We start from the raw sequence: 15,456 nt of genomic DNA, 5'->3' as shown, positions 1-15,456 counted from the left end.
GCAGCGAGCCGGTAGACACGCGCCAGCTCACGATCAGAGAATCTGATGCGCTCCAGTAGCCGACCTCTACGTGACATCAGGCACCACCACGTTGAGTTCGATCACCCGATTTGCGGCCCAAGCTGCGAGTTGGCGTGGCGTCCAGCCGTCCAGCTCGAGCGCATCGGCAATGTCCCAGCCATCAGGCTGACCGCTTACGTCGATCAGGCGGATGGACCTTGCACCTGCACGCGCGCACAGTTGCGCCACGCCTGGTACGTAGTTACCCGCATCGTTACGCCACCCCAACATTGCCCTGCGCCCGGCCGGGTCAGCATCGGGCCACAGCACTACGTCGCGCCCGGCCACCGGTGACCAGTCGCTCTTGCCCACAGCAGTACCACCACCAGCCCACGTGAGGGCGGCATACCCTGCCCACGCGCCAGCGCCAGCCGCGCGACATTTTTCGCCTTCAGGTATCAGGACCGGCGCGTCCGGCTTCGCCGTCAGCCCGTCCAGGCCGCACAACGGCCGAGGTGTTGGGAAACTGACCAGGCACCACTGCTGCTGACCGTCCGGGCCGACGCACCAGGTGACTTGCGGCGTCCATTTCTTGAGCTTCTGCGTGTGTTGGTCGACAAACTCGCAACGCAGGACGTAGCCAAGCAGGCGACCGTCTGCATCGCGGTATGCATCGACACGCGACGGCTTCATCCTGCGCAGCTTCCCGTGCTTCGGGTTCCAGACAGGCACCGTCCATTCGCCGCCAGCCATAAGCGGCGGAACGGCGTCTGGCACTGGCAACAGCGGCACCCACTTCACGTCCAGCGGCTGATCCAAAACCTTGCGAGCCGCGGGGGACACTGGGGCAAACTCCTGGCCGCTCAGCTGCGCGCATGCCTCTTGGAACGTCTGACCAGTGATCTTCTGGATGAAGCCAATGGCATCACCGTGGGCGCCGCAACCGAAGCAATGGAAGAAGCCCTTGATCGGGTTCACGGTAAAGCTCGGCGACCCCTCTTCATGGAAGGGGCACAGCCCGGTGAATTCTCTACCAGCACGCCGCAACTGCACGTACCTGCCGATCACCGTTGGCAGATCAACCGAACTCTTGATGGCTTCGACATCGATGGTGCCGTTGCTCATCGGCGACCATCCTTGCGCGCCGTGCGCCGTTCCATCATGTTCCACTGCATCCGCATGTAGGCAGCAATCCGCTCTCGGCAGCCAACGCCGCCACTGCATATGGCTGGCTTGGGACAATCGACTGGCACGGCTTCGATAGCCGCCTTCCACTCGGAACGGGGTTTACGGCCAATCTCCAGTGCCTGCAGCAGGCAGCAGCTCACGCCCACGGCTCACCCCCTAACTCCAGCTCGCGCTGGGCAGTAGCTCGTCGCTCGTCCTCTCGACGCAGCCGCTCGCGCTCTGCCATCGCCTCATCGCCTACAAGCGCGGGCACGGCGTCGGTTAGGGCACGGGCGGCTTCCTCCATCGCTCGACGGGCAGCGGCACTCATCATCCCTCGCCGCCTGTGCCGTGACCGGGGCGCGCGGAAGGTAGCCACATCATTCACGGCTCAACGCTTTCTTCGCCGCCCGGCAAGCGTTTCGCTCCAGGCGAAAGCACAGGGTGCGAATGCTGCGGGCCAAGTCTTGCATCTGGTCAGCCTCGGCGATGCTGAGGGCGCCATCTGCAACCGCGTCCAAGGTGGTGCCAGACAGCCGACCCGTCATCGTGTGCAGCTGCAGTAGCTTAGTCTGCAACGCATCCATCTCGCTGGGCCACCCGCCCTCCGGTGCTGGCGGCACGAAGTCCACCATCAGGTTGAACTGGCCACCCAGGGAGGCGATCCAGTCGGTTGCGTGCTCTGCGGTGTCTACGAACTGCTGCAGGTACTCCGTGAGCAGTTCCGCCATTTCCATCGAGAGCGACTCACCCGCGAGGCCGCGCAACTTCTTGCGCAGGCTCTCGCCAGTGATGCTCTTTCCGCGCCGATCACTGAGATACGCCGCAGCCGCCTGGACGTTGCCAGGGGCCAAGGAGACGGCGTTGTACAGCGCGTCGCGCCAGTAGAGGTCGGATCGTTGGCAGGTCATGCATCACCCTGAAGTGCGTCGCATTTCATCGTTTCGCCATGCCCGAGCGGCGCGCCAAGATGCGGGCCATGAGCGAGATCATTCTTTTTCAGCATCGGATGCACTTCACCGCGCTGCGCACCTTCGACGTGGAGCGCGGCCTGGGCGGCGTGGTGGCCGTCTTTTTTTCTCCGCAAGGACCCATGCCTACGCATGGGACGCCACCTCCCACCAATGAAGCGGTCGCCCTGCTTCTTGTCGCAGGAGGCGCAGATCAGCCCACTGGTCGGCCGACAACGCCATCCCTTCGTGGTGGCGGGAAGCCAGGTCGAAAACCTCAAGCAGATCGCCGACCTCGCCATTTGTGAGCTCCGGACCCAATGGCAGAACGCTGGCGCGGTTCATGCCGCCACCTCCTTTCCGAAAAGGTCTGGGCGCAAGAGCTGAAGCTGCAACCAGCGAAGCTCCGGCACAGCCTTGTCGTCTTCCCATTGGGAGACAGCGGACCGGGAAATCTCGAACAGGTCAGCCAACGCCGCATCGGTGTCGAAACCGAGTGCGGTCCTTACTGCTCGCTTGGTCAGGGGTCGATTCATGGCGCGCCAAGTATTAAGCGCTCTTATCGTTACGTCAAGCCCTCTTTGCGTCAGGATTGTTAAGCTTCCTTATGCCCAATAGAACTCTCGGTCAGCGCCTCCAGGGCGCCATGCAGGCCGCTGGCTTAGCCAAGCCGGCGGACCTTGCACGGGCGTCGGACACGACGACGGCAACCATCAGCAACTGGCTGAACGACAACGTCGTGCCTGAGCACGTCAAGGCCGTTCAGCTGTTCAAGATTGCTGACGCCGTTGCCATTGACCCGCGCGAACTGCTTATCGGTGAACGCAGCAGCGGCGGCCCATCAGCTCACCCTTCTGCACCGTCTCAACCTGTGACATTGGATGACTGGATAGTTGCCTTCCAGCTGGTGGCCGAGGCTCTCGATGATCGAGGGCTCACGCTTCCACCCAACAAGCGGGCCGAGGTGACGCTGCTAGCGTACGACCTGCTTCAGGAGGGACTGCAACGGGCGAAGGTGCTGCGCTTCGTCCAGGCAGCCGCAGCATGATCGCGGCGAAAGGGGGATTAGGATGTCTCGAGACAAGGTTACGCGGCTACGCCAGTTACTGAGCGAAGCTACACCCAGTACGGCGAAGCCGAGTAATCGGCCTGAAACGGAAGTTGAAGCATGGCGTCGCTTCCACCACTTCGAGAGCTTTCAGGCCCCAGCGCCATTGCAGTCGGACAGCCGCGCCGTTGCAGTTCGGGAGATCACCCGAATTGCTGGATGGTATGGATGGTCTTCGGAGATCCAACGCACGCTGGATAGGGAAAACGTGCTGTTTCTTTCAGCGCTATCGCCCGATGGGCTGCAAGGGTTGCACGATCGAATGAAGCACTTGGAAGACTGCGTTCAACAGGGCCTAGGCGCACCTGATGCGCCCCCGGCCACCTAGCACTCCCGGCTGACGCCTGTTAGCTGCAGGCGTCAATGACCTTCGCCCAGTTTCCCAGATCACGGGCCGCCTCTTTCTGATGGCGGTCCTGAGCTATGCGCTCCTCAGCCATGAATGCCAAGGTCGACTGAACCTCCGACTCCAGCCCGGCCACCCAGAACTCGCGCCCTGGCTCCAGACACTCGGAGAGTTCAAGAGTTCGGCTCTCCCGAGCGAGCGCCTGGAGATCTTTTACCGGCGATGCGAGATGGATACGAGGCGTCCGTTGTGCCACTTGCTGGGCATCACGCCACCTGCCATCAAATTCCGCAATGCGACCCAACGCAGCAGCGCGAACCGACTTCACGTCGGGCTGCAGCCGCATGCTCCGATCCACTCCACCCACGCCTGTAATGGTCAAGTGTTTTGCAGGACGCCACTCCGTCTCAATAGGAGCCTCAGTCTGCGTTCGGGTTAGGTCGAGGCCGATGGAGACAGCGCCACCCAGGACCAAAACACCCGCACCAACGATCACCGTCCACAGCTTCATTGCGCCCCACCCTCTCAAAGCTGCCTCCCGCAGCAGACCCAATGATATCAACGGGCAGCAGAGGCCAATAAATCGGAAGTGCTAAGAGCGCTTGACACCAGTGGTAAAGCGGTCTTAATGTTCACCTGCCGGCACGAGCCGGCGGGCGACCGGCGGGCCGCCCTCTCGGGCCAGCCCCCTCCCCTGCCGGCCCGGCAGACGCCACTCCCCAGGCACCAGGCCCGCCGGCGCCCTCCTTCCAAACGGAGAGCGCCATGTCTTACCGAACCGCTGCCGACTCCCAGCCCTCGGCACCCCTGCCGCTGCGAGCCGCCACCTGCCTGCTGGCGCAGGCCGCTCGCGACCACACGCGGGCCAATGTCCTGCGAGCCAGGAGTGCGGGCGAGCACCGCCGCAACCAGCTGCGCCGCTCGCGCCGCATGGGCGTCCAGAGCCGGCGCGTGGAGGCTGAGTCCCGGGACATGGCAGCTGAGGTGCGGGCATGAACGAAATCGTCCACGCATACACAAGCGACCAAGTTCAGGAGATTGATCTGAGGACGCCGAGCGGTTTAATCCTCCGCATTCGCTACGCCCCGGCGCTCTCCCAGTTCAGCACGTTCTTGACCAAACGGGCGTCGGTTCGCGAGCTCACCCGTGGGAAGTCTGCGCAGGTGGTCCACACGTACGTCGGCGAGCGTAACCAGCTCCCTTCCACACCCCAGCTCGCCGACGGTCAGATCCATTTTTGCCTCGGCTCGGCAACCGTCCAAGTGCATCCGAAGTCGGTCCAAGCGCTTGATGCGTGGCTAGTGCATCTGAACCCACTGAACCTTCAGTCTGCCAGCAAGGCTTTCACGCGGCCTATCCCGGGGGCTGCCGCATGAAGCGCCGGCACCAAGCCGCTTGGGCGCTGCTCGCATTGGTCGCTGCCATCGTGGTGCCGCTGCGCCTGGTGGAGATCAGCCAAGCCCACGCTGATCGCGATGCCGCCAAGGCCCGCATCGCCTCGTCCTCCACGGTTCGGGGGTAAAGGCAATGCAGATCGCGCGTCCCGCCCCCGCATCCATTCCGCTTTGTCGGCCCGGCCATCGGCCGCAAATCGTGACGACCACCGGAGCCCCTACCGGGCATCAGCTGGGCACGCCTTGCCCGGCATTGGTCCATTTCGAGTGCCACCTGTGCCAACGCGCAACAGTTCCGAGCGTCTCGCTCGCGATCGCCGAGCTGCGCTGGACCGATCCGGACCTCGCACGCCAGCTGATCCCCATTTCCCACCTTGCTCGTGCTCGCGGCGCCGTCTTGGCGCGTCTGCCGAACCAGCACGCAGCCTGACCAGGAGCCCGCAATGGCCGCACCTCTCAAGCGCCTCGAACGCGCCGCCCTCATCACCGCAAGCGGCGCCGCCGGGCACGCGCTCAAGCGCACCCGCGGAGGCTTCTACTCGCCCAAGCAGCCCGCCAACGTGTTCACCCGACGCGTCATTAACTGGCTCTACGAACGGGCCCTGATCGACTACGACGATCCGAGCTTCCCCACGCAGGCAAAGCTGACCAAGTCCGGAATGGTGCAAGCCGCCGCGCTGATCGAGCAGGCACGCATTGGCGTGGGCGCACCATGACCCGCGAGTACTTCCTCAAGGTCGCCGAGGCCAAGGCCCGCTACGCCGAGGCGCTGCGCGTGGAGGCGGATGCCGAAGACATGGTCGGCCATGAACACCAGGCAGCGACGTTCCGGCACTTTGCCTCGCAATGGGATGCGCTCGCCGCCTCCTACCGCGCCTCGGCGGATCAGGCGGAGGCGGCATGACGACACCGGCACTGCCCGTTGAGCATTCGTTTCCGACCGGTAACCACGGGACGACGCTGGTGCTGATGGTCTGCGAAGGCTGGCTATGGGCCGGGCTTTACGCCAGCCCCCATAGCGCCACCCCGACAGAGGTCTCAGCCGCCACGGGCCGAACGGCCACGGTGCGAGGCCGTCAGCTTCGCATCGGAGCGGGCCACTACTCCCTTTCTCAAAAATCGCTGCAGGCGGCACATCGTTGGCTTGACCGCCAGGGCGTGACCGTGCGCGACAAAACCCCCAAGGAAACTGCATGACCGCCAAGATTCAACGCCATGGCCGTGCCGCAACGATCCGCGCGCTTCTGCTCGATCGCCCGGCTGGCGCAACCGCCGAGCAGCTTCTGGCCACAGGCATCGATTGCTCGCTCAAGCAGCTCAACAGCTCGCTCGGCGCAATGTATGCCGCCGACCAGGTGCGCGCGAGCACCACGACGGGAAACAGGGTGTGGTTCCTCACCACCGCGATGCGAAAGCTGATGCGGGGTGTTGATGACCAAGCCGCACCACCGGTGGCTGCAGCTGCTCGCCTGGAGCGCCCAAGGCCCACTGCCAGCAACAACAGCACCACGGTGCTGCACAAAGATCAGGAACGCCAGGAATTGGCGCGGCTGATGGCTGATTTCCGGAAGCGAGGCGGCGCCATCCAAGTCCTCGGGACCACCGCTGTTCGCCCAAGCCTGACCCGCCGCCAGATCAACGAAGCGAACGCCGAAGCCCGCAACAGGCGCCTCAGCAAGAATGGAGCAGCCGCATGAGCAACGAACAGCACGCCCCCACCGCCCCCGATGTCGACGCCCTCGCGCTCGACGTGGCCCGCCGATTCACTGAGAAATGGGATCCGCAGCGACGCGCGAGCCTGCAGGTCGCCATCGTCCAAGCCATCCGGGCCGCGCGTGCGCAGCCCGCAGAGCTGGCCTTCAATCTGGACGCGATGCTGACCGCGTGCGTGCCGGGCGGCAGCGTAGTTGACCCCCAGGTGGTCGCCGACAATATCCGGGTGTGGCTCACGCATCACAAGACGGCCGCCTCGACCGAGAAACAGACTCGGGAGATCCGGATCCCGGCGCGCAACAACCTGGATCCGATCAGCGTCTTCGTGCAGGACCAGGCATGGGGCCGTGGCCGCATCGTAGTCACTTGCTATGGCAATGCGTGGCAGGGCTTCTGGGGTGCGATGGGCGACCGCTCGGTCATGCAGTTCGTAGCCCAGTGCGATCCCGACTACGTTGCGGGCAGCCTGCTACAGGGCCGGCAGACTCGGATTGCCAAGCATGAGCGCGATTACACGACCAGGATTGCCGCCGAGGTGATTGCTGAATTCCGCACCCTGATCGACGAGCGGGATGCGGCGCCGGGGGCGGGCCATGGCTAATAACCCGATGATCGATGCGGGCGGTCTAGCTGCGCGGGAGTGCGCCGATGTGCATTTCCGCAGCGGCAACGCCGAGCTGGAAGGCATCTCCCCTGCTCAAGATTCTGCGGCCTTTTTTGGAGGGAACGAGCAGGCCGTCCACCGTGACGCTGTAGTCGAAATTCCCCGCCCCTGCCTCCGTGACGAGCACGACGAAGGTGTGCCCCGAAAGAGTTCCACGGAGGGTCCGGCGCGAGTTCTTAGATGTCATCGAGACGATTTGATGAATGGGCGGCCGCACTTTACGCCGTCGCCTTGCCGCTTGGAAGAGACGAACTCAGATTCCCAAAACGCGCAGCCCACCACCCTGGCCACCGTCAAGCCGCCGCGCGACATGCGCGTGCGCGTCCCCGCCGTCGCGGAAATCAAGGAATGCCCCAATGGCTGATGGCTCCCGCTCCTTCAACTTCCCCTTGCCGCAGCGCTCCCGCCTGCGGCCCGGCGAGATCGTGGTCGACCTGTTCGCCGGCGGCGGCGGCGCCAGCGAGGCCCTCAAGCAGGCCCTGGGCCAAGACCCGGCACTGGCCTACAACCATGATCCCATGGCGATCGGCATGCACGCGGCGAACCACCCGCTCACCAGCCACCACCGCGAGGACATCTGGCATGCGGACCCGCGTGTCGACGTGGCCGGCCGGTGCGTCGGCTGGTTCCACGCCTCCCCGGACTGCACGCACTTCAGCCAGGCCAAGGGCGGCCAGCCGCGCAGCCGGAAGACCCGCGCCTTGTCCTGGGTCGTGCTGAAGTGGATCGGCATGCTGCTGCGCGCTGACCTGGTGAACGGCACCAACACCGCGCCGCGCATCTTCTCCATGGAGAACGTGTGGCAGATCCTGACCTGGGGTCCTTTGGTGGCCAAGCGCTGCAAGACCACCGGGCGCGTGCTGAAGATGGACGGCACCGTAGCGGCGCGCGGGGAGCGCGTGCCGGTCGAGCATCAGCAGCTGGTGCCGGACAAGCGGCACACCGGCCGCACCTGGCGCCAGTTCGTCGCCGCCCTGCGGGCGCTGGGCTACACGGTCGAATGGCGCAAGCTGGTCGCGAGCGACTTCGGCGCCGGCACCAGCCGCGAGCGCCTGTTCCTGCTCGGCCGTCGCGACGGCGAGCCCATCGTGTGGCCTGCGGCAAGCCACGGCACCGCGCCGGGCCAGAAGCCGCGCGTATCCGCCGCCGACTGCCTGGACTTCAGCATCCCCTGCCCGTCCATCTTCGGGCGTAAGCGGGCGCTGGCGGATGCCACCATGCGCCGCATCGCCAAGGGCACCATGCGCCACGTCATCGAAGCGGCGGCCCCCTTCATCGTGCCGGTGACTCACCAAGGCGCCGACCGCGTGCATGCCGTGGGCGAGCCGCTGCGCACCATCACCGCCGCGAATCGCGGGGAGCTGATGCTGGCCATGCCGGAACTGGCGCCATTCATTGCCGAGCACGCCAACAGCAGCCACTCACTGGGCAGCATGCGGGCAGACGAGCCGCTGCGAACTGTCTGCGCCGGGGTCAAGGGCGGCCACTTCTCCGTCGTCACCCCCATCCTCGCCGGCGTCGGCGGCCGGGCCGGGCAGTCCGAGCCGCGCTCGGGCGCCGATCCGCTCTACACGATGACCGCGAAGGCGGACACCGCGCTGGTAGCGCCCGTCCTGGTGCAGACCGGGTACGGGGAGCGAGACGGCCAGGCCCCGCGCGCCCTTGATCTGCAGCAGCCACTCGGCACCGTCGTGGCAGGTGGGGTGAAGCACGCGGTTGCGGCGCCGCACCTCGTGAAGTTCAGGGGCGACAGCATCGGCACGCCGGTGACAGAGCCCGTCCCGACGATCACCTCAGGGGCGGGCGCTGCCCGGCCGGCTGGCGCCGCGCATGCGCTCGGGGTGTCCACCGCCTTTATGGTCCAGGCCGCGCACGGCGAAGGCCGTCCGGGCGGAGTGCAACGCTGGGGCGATGGCAGTAAGTCCGTCAGCCTGCCGGTGGGCACGGTTACTGCGAGCGGCAACGGTGGACACGCGGTTGCCGAGGCCGAACTGGCCCAGCTGTCGCCCGAGCATCAGGAGGGTGCGCTGCGGGTGGCCGCCTTCCTGATCAAGTACTACGGCACCGGCGCCAACGTGCCGAGCCTGGCTGACCCGGTCGATACCATCACCACGAAGGACCGGCTGGCGCTGGTCACGGTAGTGATCAAGGGCACGCCCTACGTCATCGTGGACATCGGCCTGCGCATGCTCAAGCCGCATGAGCTGTACCGCGCGCAGGGCTTCCCGGTCGGGTACATCATCGATCGTACCGCCGACGGCACGCCGCTCACCACCAGCGCCGCGGTGCGCATGGTCGGCAACAGCGTCAGCCCGCCGCCACTGCGGGCCCTGGCCGAGGCAAACCTTGACCCGGCATACATTCCGCTGGCGGTAGCGGCGTGATCGCGGATTTCATTCGCTCGCGACTCTCAATCGCACCCAATCCGTGGCGATCGTCAACGCGGCGCGCTCTGCATCTGCCCGCGTTGCGTGTCGAGCAGCAGTTTCGACCGTTTGCAGCTGCTCGCCGCCAGGACCCGCGATGCGTACGAACCCCCGCCAGTGCGTCCCCCAGGTCTGTGAGAACACACACAGCTCATAGCCCTCCACGTAATTCCTCGACGGCATCAGCCAACTCCGCATGCAAGGCTGGCGGATTGTCCCATCAAACCTCGAAGCCGTCTCGCTGTGCTTCCCTGCAGCAACAAGGGCCCTGCCGATCGGAACCCGTTATGACCCAGCGACACATCAGCCACCCCGAGGGGCTGCCGGCCTGCGCCGTCGGTCACGCCGCGGAATGGGCAGCGAGCCCCGTGCCTTGCACGGTACGGCTAGCTCCAGTCCGGCCCGAGGAGAGCCTCCAACTTCTCCTCCAGTACGCGCTGCGCTTCCAACCGAGACTCCACCGGAACGTCCCAAAGCGTCTGAGCCACGCCACCCGCAACCTCAAATCTCTTCAGCAGTACTTTTCCATGTCCATCTTCCACCGCTCGGACCGACACCTTCCTACCACGCACGTCAAAAACCCAATCGATTTGCCCTTCCACCTCGGCCTCCCAATAGCCAGAGCCACTGCAGTACCCAATGTTGCTGCGACTCCCTGCGGCACGCAACTCCCCGATGCCGTCAGGGACGGTGCACGGCGCCACTGGCTCAAAATCCCAGACTCAAGGTGCCCGCCCATGGCCCAACGACACATCGGCCACCCCAAGGCGCTGCCGGCCTGCCCCGCTGGACAATGTGCGCGCCACACCGACGAACCGCGCCACTTCGCTCCCGCCGACATGGACCAGGTGCAGGTGGCATTAGCCAATTCAAGGCGAACCTCTCGCTGTCCCGCAGAGTCTCCCGCAAAGTCCCGCCGCATGACCACGCACCTCAGAAATCAGTCGCTCAATGCGGTGCAGGAGTCCAAATGACCAACGCCAACGAGATACCCCAAGCACCGCGCCGGCTCCTCCGCTTGAAGCAGGTCCTCGACCGGACCGGGCTACCCAAATCGACCATGTATTCGCGCATTTCGGCCGGAACCTTCCCCAAACAAGTGCCCGTCGGCTCCTCTGTTCGGTGGCTGGAATCCGAGGTCGAGGCCTGGATTCAGGCGTTGGTCGATGAGCGTGACCACCCCGGCCAAGCCGGGGGTACTTCTGGGGGTATCGATGGAATCGACAAGCATCCCGGCCTTGCTGCGTAAGGCCTTTGCCCACCTGTACCGTAGAGCCCACCTCCACCATACGACCGGTCCTTCGGGACCGGAAAGAAGCCGGAAGTTCCTGGTGACAGGGCTTCCGGCTTTTTTATTGCCTGCAGAACGTCCCATGCAATGCCGCGGGGATCGCAAAGCCGTCCATCCGCACCTCCGGCCGGTAGCTGGCCGAGGGTGTGAAGCGGTACTCGCGCGCCAACAGCGCGCACAGCAGGATCAACTGCGCGTTGCCCACCGCCGAGCCCACGCACGAGCGCGACGGGAACCCGTAGGGCACGTAGATGCCGGCGGTGCGGCGGCGGCGCTCCGGCAACCAGCGGTCCGGATCGAACACCTGCGGATGGTCCCAGTGCGCGGCCGAGCGGTGCTGGATGTAAGAGCTCAGTTCGTAGACGCTGCCTTCGGGAATCGCATGCCCGTTGACCTCCAGGTCGCAGACGGCCACGCGGCGATTGTTGAACGGCGTTGAATACAGCCGCATGACTTCCTTCAGGAAGCGCATCGTGCACGGGATGCGCGCCATCGGCAGTGCGTGGATCTCCGCATCGGTGAGCGGCCTGAACTCCGCCTCGATTTTCTCCCGCCACGCCGGGTGCATCTGCAGGGCCAGCAACAGGCACGCGGCCATCATGCCGGGTACGCCGGAGATCGCGATCAGCTGTACCGTCACCAGATAGGTGACTTTATCCAGGCCGATCCGGTCGCGCAGGCCCAGCAGCGGCTGCGCATAATCAAGATGCGCATGGCCGTCGCGCAGCCGGCGCTTGAGTTCGGCCCGGATCGCGCTGGACTCGCCACGGCCGATGAGAAAGTTGCGCAGCAGATGGCGCGTATGGATGACCTGCTCCACCTGCGTGGAGAAACGCAGCCGCAACGCGCACTGCACCGCCGCCTGCTCGCGCTCGGTGAGCCCGTCGATCACCAGCGGGATCAGCGGGAAGGACATGACATTCCACACGGCGGGCATTGCATCGCCCTCGATGCCGCAGACCGCATCGAGGGCGGCGCGCATCCGGCCCTGCAGGGCGCGCAGGGTGTCCGCGCCGGTCAGTTCTGCGCTGCGGGTGGCGATGAGGCTTCGCACTTCCGACCAGCGCACGCGCTCATGGCGGCGGAACAGGTCGGCCAGCGATTCCACGACGAACAACTGTTCCGAGTTTTCCTTGTCGACCCGGCCGGCCAGTTCCGGGCAGAACACGCCGATGCCGCCGGTCTCCAGTTTCAAGACCGGGCCTTCGCGCTCTACGCGGGCGGCCAGGCGCTCGGCGGCCACGCCGCCAACCTGTTGCGTCATCCCTTCCATGCACGCCTCCGGCAAGAAGGGACTCGAAGACGAGTCCCTTCGTCTTGCTACCGTTCAAACCCGTTGGATCAACGGGGAATCAGAACTCGATCCAGAGCGGCCAGGTATTCCACACACTGCTTTTCTCGTTCGGATGAATATTGAGGCTGACGCGCAATGCTCGTGCGAATCGTTTCATCTTTCACTCCTTTGATGGCTGTGCGGGTTTACCGGGAGTATCCCGGCCAGCGCTTGATAACACAGGTATATGGCAGTGTCCAATATGCCGGCAATAATGTGCATGCATCACAGTTTCTAATGATGCGCGGTAACTGCACTCCACCGCGCGCCCTCTACTGCAGCGATCCGCACGCCCACGCCCGCTGCCGGAATGCAGGCATGGGACACGACATCATGGGTGACATCCACGGTCAGGCGGGGAAACTCAAGGCGTTGCTCAAGCAGTTGGGGTACCGCGAGCGCATGGGCGCGTGGCGGCACCCGGAGCGCAGCGCGCGGTTCGTGGGCGACCTGATCGACCGCGGCCCCGGGCAACTGGAAACACTGGACGTCGTGCGGCGCATGGGGGATGCCGGCAGTGCCGACGCGATCATGGGCAACCACGAGTTCAACGGCATTGCCTACGCGACGCAGGGACCCGGAACGGCCCGGCGAACACCTGCGGACGCGCGGCCCGGGCAACCATGCCCGGCACCGCGCTTTCCTCGACGAGGTGGTGGTGGACAGCGCAGTGCACCGGGAGTGGGTGCAGTGGTTCATGACCCTGCCGCTGTGGATCGAAACCGACCAGTTGCGCCGGGTGCACGCCTGCCGGCACCCGGCCTTCATGGCGGCGATCGCCGACCGGCTGGGCCCGGGCAACACCCTCACCCCGGAACTGGTGCCGGCCGCCAGCCGCAAGGACAGCGTGGCGGTCGTCGCGGTGGAGGCGAGCCGCAAGGGCTTGGAGATAGCGCTGCCCGCGCCGGTGTCCTTCACCGACAAGCAAGGCATCGCCCGTCACCGCACGCGCGTGCGCTGGTGGGACAGCGCCATCGCCCGTTACGACCAGGCCACGCCGGTCTTTTTCGGGCATTACTGGTTCAGCGGCAGGCCGGGCGTCATCTCGGCCACGGCCTGCTGCGTGGATTACAGCGCCGCCCTGCCGGGGGAACCGCGGGTCGCCTACCGGTTCGGCGGCGAGGATGCGCTGTGCAGTGACAAGGTGGTCGCGGTACGGGCGTAGCGACGCCGCGCAGCGGCGTCAGTCCAGCATCCCGCCATGCCGCTCCAGCAGTGCGTCGGCCAGCGCCTGGATGGCCTCGCGCTCGTGCAGCCGTTCGAGCCAGTGGCCCGGAATGCCCGCGGCGCCATGGAAGGCGCCCGCCAGCTGGCCGACGATCGCCGCGGTGGTATCGGCGTCATCGCCGAGGTTGGCCGCCGCCAGCACCATGTCGGCGAAGCTGTCGTGGCAGGCGAAACACCACAGCGCCGCCTCCAGGCTGTCCACCACGTAGCCGCTGCCACGGATCTGCTCACGCGGCAGCGCGCGGTAACCTCCGGCGGCGATGGCACCCAGCCGTGGGCTGCTGACCGCCACCGCGCGCAGGTCCAGCACCGCTGCTTTGCCCTGCCCCTGCAAGGCGCGCTCGATCGCCACCGCCAGCAGGCGGCAGGCCTCCAGACACTCGAGCGCGGCATGGCTGGTGCGCGAACTCAGCACCGCCATGTCCTGCAGCTCGGCAGTGCCGGCGTAGCGCAGCACCACCGGGGCCAGGCGCATGATCGAACCGTTGCCGGCGCTGCTGGCGGCCGGGTTGCCGGCCAGCGGCTCGCCGGTGGCCAGGAAGCTGTGCAGGGCCGCACGCGTGGCCACGCCGATATCGAAGCAGCTGCCGGTCGAGCTCCAGTACCCGTGCTGGTACCAGTTGACGTAGCGGTTCATCTGATCGCGCGGGTCGAAACCGTCGCAGCGCACCAGGCTCTCGGCCAGGCACATCGCCATCGAGGTGTCGTCGGTCCATTGGCCCGGCTGCAACTCGAACGGCCCCCCCCCGACCATGTCGGTCAACGGTTCGAAACTGCCGCGCGGCTGGAATTCCAGCGTGGTACCCACCGCATCGCCACAGGCCAGGCCCAGCAGCGCACCGCGATATCGATTCTGTATGTCCATGTCATTTGCTCACGTGCAGGGTGAAACCGCCTCAGTACTGCTCAGGGCAGGGTGAACTTGCGCGCCATGCGCAGCGGCCACACCGAGGTGAACTGCGCGCCGCCGACCAGTCGGTATGCCGCCGACACACTGCGCAGCACGCCGAGGCGTTCGAACACGTCCTTGGCCCGGCGGAAGGTGGGGCGCGGATCGGCGGTAAACATGAACAGGTTGATCTCCTTGGCGCTGACGTCATAGCCGTCCAGGGTCGCCGCACTGCCCAGGGCCGTACGCAACTCGGCTTCCAGGGTGGCCAGGAAGGCCTCGTCGTCCAGCGACGCTCGCCAGAACTTGATTACAAGCTGGTAATCCATCGGGGGGCCTGTTGTTCAAGAAGGGAACCGCCAAGGTTACCCCTCCTTGGCACCGGCTGCGCCGCTCCGGTGCCGACGGCCCCGGGGCGTGCGCGATGACCGGGCAGCGTCGACACCCCCTTGATGCCCTGCCCATCATGCTCGGCGCACTGCGCCTCCCTCCCGGGCGCGCGAGGATTGCCATGACCCCGTTCCGTTCGATCCTGTTGACCGCCCTGCTCGCGGTGGCACCGACCCTGGCCGGCGCCGCCGATACGGTCACCACCACGCCCGTGCACTTCGCCAAGGGCACCAGCAGCGCCACCCTGCGTGGCACGCTTTCCGGTTACGACACGGTGCGCTACACGGTGGCCGCACGCGCCGGGCAGACCATGACGGTCACCCTGGGCGGCAGCGCCAACGCCAGCTTCAACGTGTTCGCCCCGGGCGTGGTGCCCGGCGAGGGCGAGGCGCTCGGCAACAGTGATGAGAAGCGGCGCTGGAGCGATGCCCTGCCCGCCTCCGGCACGTATGTGGTGCAGGTGTACCAAATGCGCGCACAGGCACGGCGCGGTGAAAAGGCCCCGCACACGCTGACGGTGGCCATCCGCTGATCCCGGCGTCGGGCCGGCCCGGCGCG

General features: G+C 65.9%; 21 protein-coding genes and 1 pseudogene. 14 read left to right on the top strand and 8 right to left on the bottom strand.

The window, feature by feature from the left end:
• Nucleotides 1-66: 66 nt before the first annotated feature.
• The 4 genes from AC06FD_RS10245 to AC06FD_RS10230 form a co-directional block, all read right to left on the bottom strand.
• Entirely contained in the window at nt 67-1,125 is a 1,059-nt protein-coding gene (locus AC06FD_RS10245) for a CHC2 zinc finger domain-containing protein (protein ID WP_478077695.1), read from the bottom strand.
• 422 nt (nt 1,126-1,547) lie between these two features.
• Nucleotides 1,548-2,078, bottom strand: coding sequence for a hypothetical protein (locus AC06FD_RS10240; RefSeq protein WP_478077694.1), 531 nt, complete (start codon nt 2,076-2,078; stop codon nt 1,548-1,550).
• Between the two features lie 186 nt (nt 2,079-2,264).
• Nucleotides 2,265-2,462 carry a hypothetical protein gene (locus tag AC06FD_RS10235; protein WP_478077693.1) on the bottom strand — a complete coding sequence of 66 codons (198 nt, stop codon included), beginning with the start codon at nt 2,460-2,462 and terminating at the stop codon, nt 2,265-2,267.
• The gene (locus tag AC06FD_RS10230; RefSeq protein ID WP_478077692.1) at nt 2,459-2,653 is read right to left on the bottom strand and encodes a helix-turn-helix domain-containing protein; all 195 of its coding nucleotides are present in this window, start codon (nt 2,651-2,653) and stop codon (nt 2,459-2,461) included. The genes AC06FD_RS10235 and AC06FD_RS10230 overlap by 4 nt, the downstream gene beginning before the upstream one ends.
• A gap of 71 nt (nt 2,654-2,724) precedes the next feature.
• Between AC06FD_RS10230 and AC06FD_RS10225 the strand changes: the two genes are divergently transcribed.
• Nucleotides 2,725-3,165, top strand: coding sequence for a helix-turn-helix domain-containing protein (locus AC06FD_RS10225; RefSeq protein ID WP_478077691.1), 441 nt, complete (start codon nt 2,725-2,727; stop codon nt 3,163-3,165).
• A 407-nt stretch (nt 3,166-3,572) separates the two neighbouring features.
• Here AC06FD_RS10225 and AC06FD_RS10220 read toward each other — a convergent pair whose 3' ends face one another.
• Nucleotides 3,573-4,082 (bottom strand): hypothetical protein, encoded by a 510-nt coding sequence (locus AC06FD_RS10220; RefSeq protein ID WP_478077690.1) that lies wholly within the window; start codon nt 4,080-4,082, stop codon nt 3,573-3,575.
• Between the two features lie 481 nt (nt 4,083-4,563).
• Here AC06FD_RS10220 and AC06FD_RS10215 point away from each other — a divergent pair, with 481 nt between their 5' ends.
• The 10 genes from AC06FD_RS10215 to AC06FD_RS10170 all read left to right on the top strand — a co-directional run bounded on the left by AC06FD_RS10215 (nt 4,564) and on the right by AC06FD_RS10170 (nt 11,017).
• Nucleotides 4,564-4,947 (top strand): hypothetical protein, encoded by a 384-nt coding sequence (locus AC06FD_RS10215; RefSeq protein ID WP_478077689.1) that lies wholly within the window; start codon nt 4,564-4,566, stop codon nt 4,945-4,947.
• On the top strand, nt 4,944-5,093 hold the full coding sequence (locus tag AC06FD_RS10210) for a hypothetical protein (RefSeq protein ID WP_478077688.1): 150 nt from the start codon (nt 4,944-4,946) through the stop codon (nt 5,091-5,093). Before AC06FD_RS10215 ends, AC06FD_RS10210 begins: the two co-directional genes overlap by 4 nt.
• 315 nt (nt 5,094-5,408) lie before the next feature.
• Nucleotides 5,409-5,681, top strand: a complete 273-nt coding sequence (locus tag AC06FD_RS10205) for a hypothetical protein (RefSeq protein WP_478077687.1) — start codon at nt 5,409-5,411, stop codon at nt 5,679-5,681.
• Nucleotides 5,678-5,869, top strand: a complete 192-nt coding sequence (locus tag AC06FD_RS10200; protein WP_478077686.1) for a hypothetical protein — start codon at nt 5,678-5,680, stop codon at nt 5,867-5,869. Before AC06FD_RS10205 ends, AC06FD_RS10200 begins: the two co-directional genes overlap by 4 nt.
• Nucleotides 5,866-6,162 carry a hypothetical protein gene (locus AC06FD_RS10195; protein ID WP_478077685.1) on the top strand — a complete coding sequence of 99 codons (297 nt, stop codon included), beginning with the start codon at nt 5,866-5,868 and terminating at the stop codon, nt 6,160-6,162. Before AC06FD_RS10200 ends, AC06FD_RS10195 begins: the two co-directional genes overlap by 4 nt.
• Nucleotides 6,159-6,662 (top strand): hypothetical protein, encoded by a 504-nt coding sequence (locus AC06FD_RS10190; RefSeq protein ID WP_478077684.1) that lies wholly within the window; start codon nt 6,159-6,161, stop codon nt 6,660-6,662. The genes AC06FD_RS10195 and AC06FD_RS10190 overlap by 4 nt, the downstream gene beginning before the upstream one ends.
• Nucleotides 6,659-7,279: a phiTE_072 family protein gene (locus AC06FD_RS10185; protein ID WP_478077683.1), complete on the top strand. Its 621-nt coding sequence runs from the start codon at nt 6,659-6,661 to the stop codon at nt 7,277-7,279. The genes AC06FD_RS10190 and AC06FD_RS10185 overlap by 4 nt, the downstream gene beginning before the upstream one ends.
• Nucleotides 7,272-7,706 carry a hypothetical protein gene (locus AC06FD_RS10180; RefSeq protein ID WP_478077682.1) on the top strand — a complete coding sequence of 145 codons (435 nt, stop codon included), beginning with the start codon at nt 7,272-7,274 and terminating at the stop codon, nt 7,704-7,706. Before AC06FD_RS10185 ends, AC06FD_RS10180 begins: the two co-directional genes overlap by 8 nt.
• Nucleotides 7,699-9,726, top strand: coding sequence for a DNA cytosine methyltransferase (locus tag AC06FD_RS10175; protein WP_478077681.1), 2,028 nt, complete (start codon nt 7,699-7,701; stop codon nt 9,724-9,726). The genes AC06FD_RS10180 and AC06FD_RS10175 overlap by 8 nt, the downstream gene beginning before the upstream one ends.
• A gap of 1,012 nt (nt 9,727-10,738) precedes the next feature.
• Complete coding sequence (locus AC06FD_RS10170) at nt 10,739-11,017, top strand: helix-turn-helix transcriptional regulator (protein ID WP_478077680.1); 279 nt, start codon at nt 10,739-10,741, stop codon at nt 11,015-11,017.
• 103 nt (nt 11,018-11,120) lie between these two features.
• Here the strand turns inward: AC06FD_RS10170 and AC06FD_RS10165 are convergent, their stop codons facing one another.
• Entirely contained in the window at nt 11,121-12,332 is a 1,212-nt protein-coding gene (locus tag AC06FD_RS10165) for a cytochrome P450 (RefSeq protein ID WP_478077679.1), read from the bottom strand.
• A 156-nt stretch (nt 12,333-12,488) separates the two neighbouring features.
• Here AC06FD_RS10165 and AC06FD_RS10160 point away from each other — a divergent pair.
• Nucleotides 12,489-12,896, top strand: a pseudogene (locus AC06FD_RS10160) (hypothetical protein); the annotation flags it as partial.
• Between the two features lie 52 nt (nt 12,897-12,948).
• Nucleotides 12,949-13,557: a metallophosphoesterase family protein gene (locus tag AC06FD_RS10155; RefSeq protein ID WP_478077782.1), complete on the top strand. Its 609-nt coding sequence runs from the start codon at nt 12,949-12,951 to the stop codon at nt 13,555-13,557.
• An 18-nt stretch (nt 13,558-13,575) separates the two neighbouring features.
• Here the strand turns inward: AC06FD_RS10155 and AC06FD_RS10150 are convergent, their stop codons facing one another.
• Nucleotides 13,576-14,484: an ADP-ribosylglycohydrolase family protein gene (locus AC06FD_RS10150; protein ID WP_478077678.1), complete on the bottom strand. Its 909-nt coding sequence runs from the start codon at nt 14,482-14,484 to the stop codon at nt 13,576-13,578.
• Between the two features lie 41 nt (nt 14,485-14,525).
• The gene (locus AC06FD_RS10145) at nt 14,526-14,837 is read right to left on the bottom strand and encodes a hypothetical protein (RefSeq protein WP_259208270.1); all 312 of its coding nucleotides are present in this window, start codon (nt 14,835-14,837) and stop codon (nt 14,526-14,528) included.
• A 182-nt stretch (nt 14,838-15,019) separates the two neighbouring features.
• Between AC06FD_RS10145 and AC06FD_RS10140 the strand changes: the two genes are divergently transcribed.
• Nucleotides 15,020-15,430 (top strand): g-type lysozyme inhibitor, encoded by a 411-nt coding sequence (locus tag AC06FD_RS10140; protein ID WP_478077677.1) that lies wholly within the window; start codon nt 15,020-15,022, stop codon nt 15,428-15,430.
• Nucleotides 15,431-15,456 lie beyond the last annotated feature (26 nt).

It is taken from the genome of Stenotrophomonas sp. Steno-Z1, assembly GCF_056393175.1.
The sequence above is the reverse complement of the archived record's forward strand: the minus strand, read 5'-3'. Positions and strand labels throughout refer to the sequence as shown.

Coding starts and splice junctions, on each gene's coding strand:
- AC06FD_RS10245 (WP_478077695.1), bottom strand. CDS start 1,125: ATGAGCAACGGCACCATCGATGTCGAAGCCATCAAGAGTTCGGTTGAT.
- AC06FD_RS10240 (WP_478077694.1), bottom strand. CDS start 2,078: ATGACCTGCCAACGATCCGACCTCTACTGGCGCGACGCGCTGTACAAC.
- AC06FD_RS10235 (WP_478077693.1), bottom strand. CDS start 2,462: ATGAACCGCGCCAGCGTTCTGCCATTGGGTCCGGAGCTCACAAATGGC.
- AC06FD_RS10230 (WP_478077692.1), bottom strand. CDS start 2,653: ATGAATCGACCCCTGACCAAGCGAGCAGTAAGGACCGCACTCGGTTTC.
- AC06FD_RS10225 (WP_478077691.1), top strand. CDS start 2,725: ATGCCCAATAGAACTCTCGGTCAGCGCCTCCAGGGCGCCATGCAGGCC.
- AC06FD_RS10220 (WP_478077690.1), bottom strand. CDS start 4,082: ATGAAGCTGTGGACGGTGATCGTTGGTGCGGGTGTTTTGGTCCTGGGT.
- AC06FD_RS10215 (WP_478077689.1), top strand. CDS start 4,564: ATGAACGAAATCGTCCACGCATACACAAGCGACCAAGTTCAGGAGATT.
- AC06FD_RS10210 (WP_478077688.1), top strand. CDS start 4,944: ATGAAGCGCCGGCACCAAGCCGCTTGGGCGCTGCTCGCATTGGTCGCT.
- AC06FD_RS10205 (WP_478077687.1), top strand. CDS start 5,409: ATGGCCGCACCTCTCAAGCGCCTCGAACGCGCCGCCCTCATCACCGCA.
- AC06FD_RS10200 (WP_478077686.1), top strand. CDS start 5,678: ATGACCCGCGAGTACTTCCTCAAGGTCGCCGAGGCCAAGGCCCGCTAC.
- AC06FD_RS10195 (WP_478077685.1), top strand. CDS start 5,866: ATGACGACACCGGCACTGCCCGTTGAGCATTCGTTTCCGACCGGTAAC.
- AC06FD_RS10190 (WP_478077684.1), top strand. CDS start 6,159: ATGACCGCCAAGATTCAACGCCATGGCCGTGCCGCAACGATCCGCGCG.
- AC06FD_RS10185 (WP_478077683.1), top strand. CDS start 6,659: ATGAGCAACGAACAGCACGCCCCCACCGCCCCCGATGTCGACGCCCTC.
- AC06FD_RS10180 (WP_478077682.1), top strand. CDS start 7,272: ATGGCTAATAACCCGATGATCGATGCGGGCGGTCTAGCTGCGCGGGAG.
- AC06FD_RS10175 (WP_478077681.1), top strand. CDS start 7,699: ATGGCTGATGGCTCCCGCTCCTTCAACTTCCCCTTGCCGCAGCGCTCC.
- AC06FD_RS10170 (WP_478077680.1), top strand. CDS start 10,739: ATGACCAACGCCAACGAGATACCCCAAGCACCGCGCCGGCTCCTCCGC.
- AC06FD_RS10165 (WP_478077679.1), bottom strand. CDS start 12,332: ATGGAAGGGATGACGCAACAGGTTGGCGGCGTGGCCGCCGAGCGCCTG.
- AC06FD_RS10150 (WP_478077678.1), bottom strand. CDS start 14,484: ATGGACATACAGAATCGATATCGCGGTGCGCTGCTGGGCCTGGCCTGT.
- AC06FD_RS10145 (WP_259208270.1), bottom strand. CDS start 14,837: ATGGATTACCAGCTTGTAATCAAGTTCTGGCGAGCGTCGCTGGACGAC.
- AC06FD_RS10140 (WP_478077677.1), top strand. CDS start 15,020: ATGACCCCGTTCCGTTCGATCCTGTTGACCGCCCTGCTCGCGGTGGCA.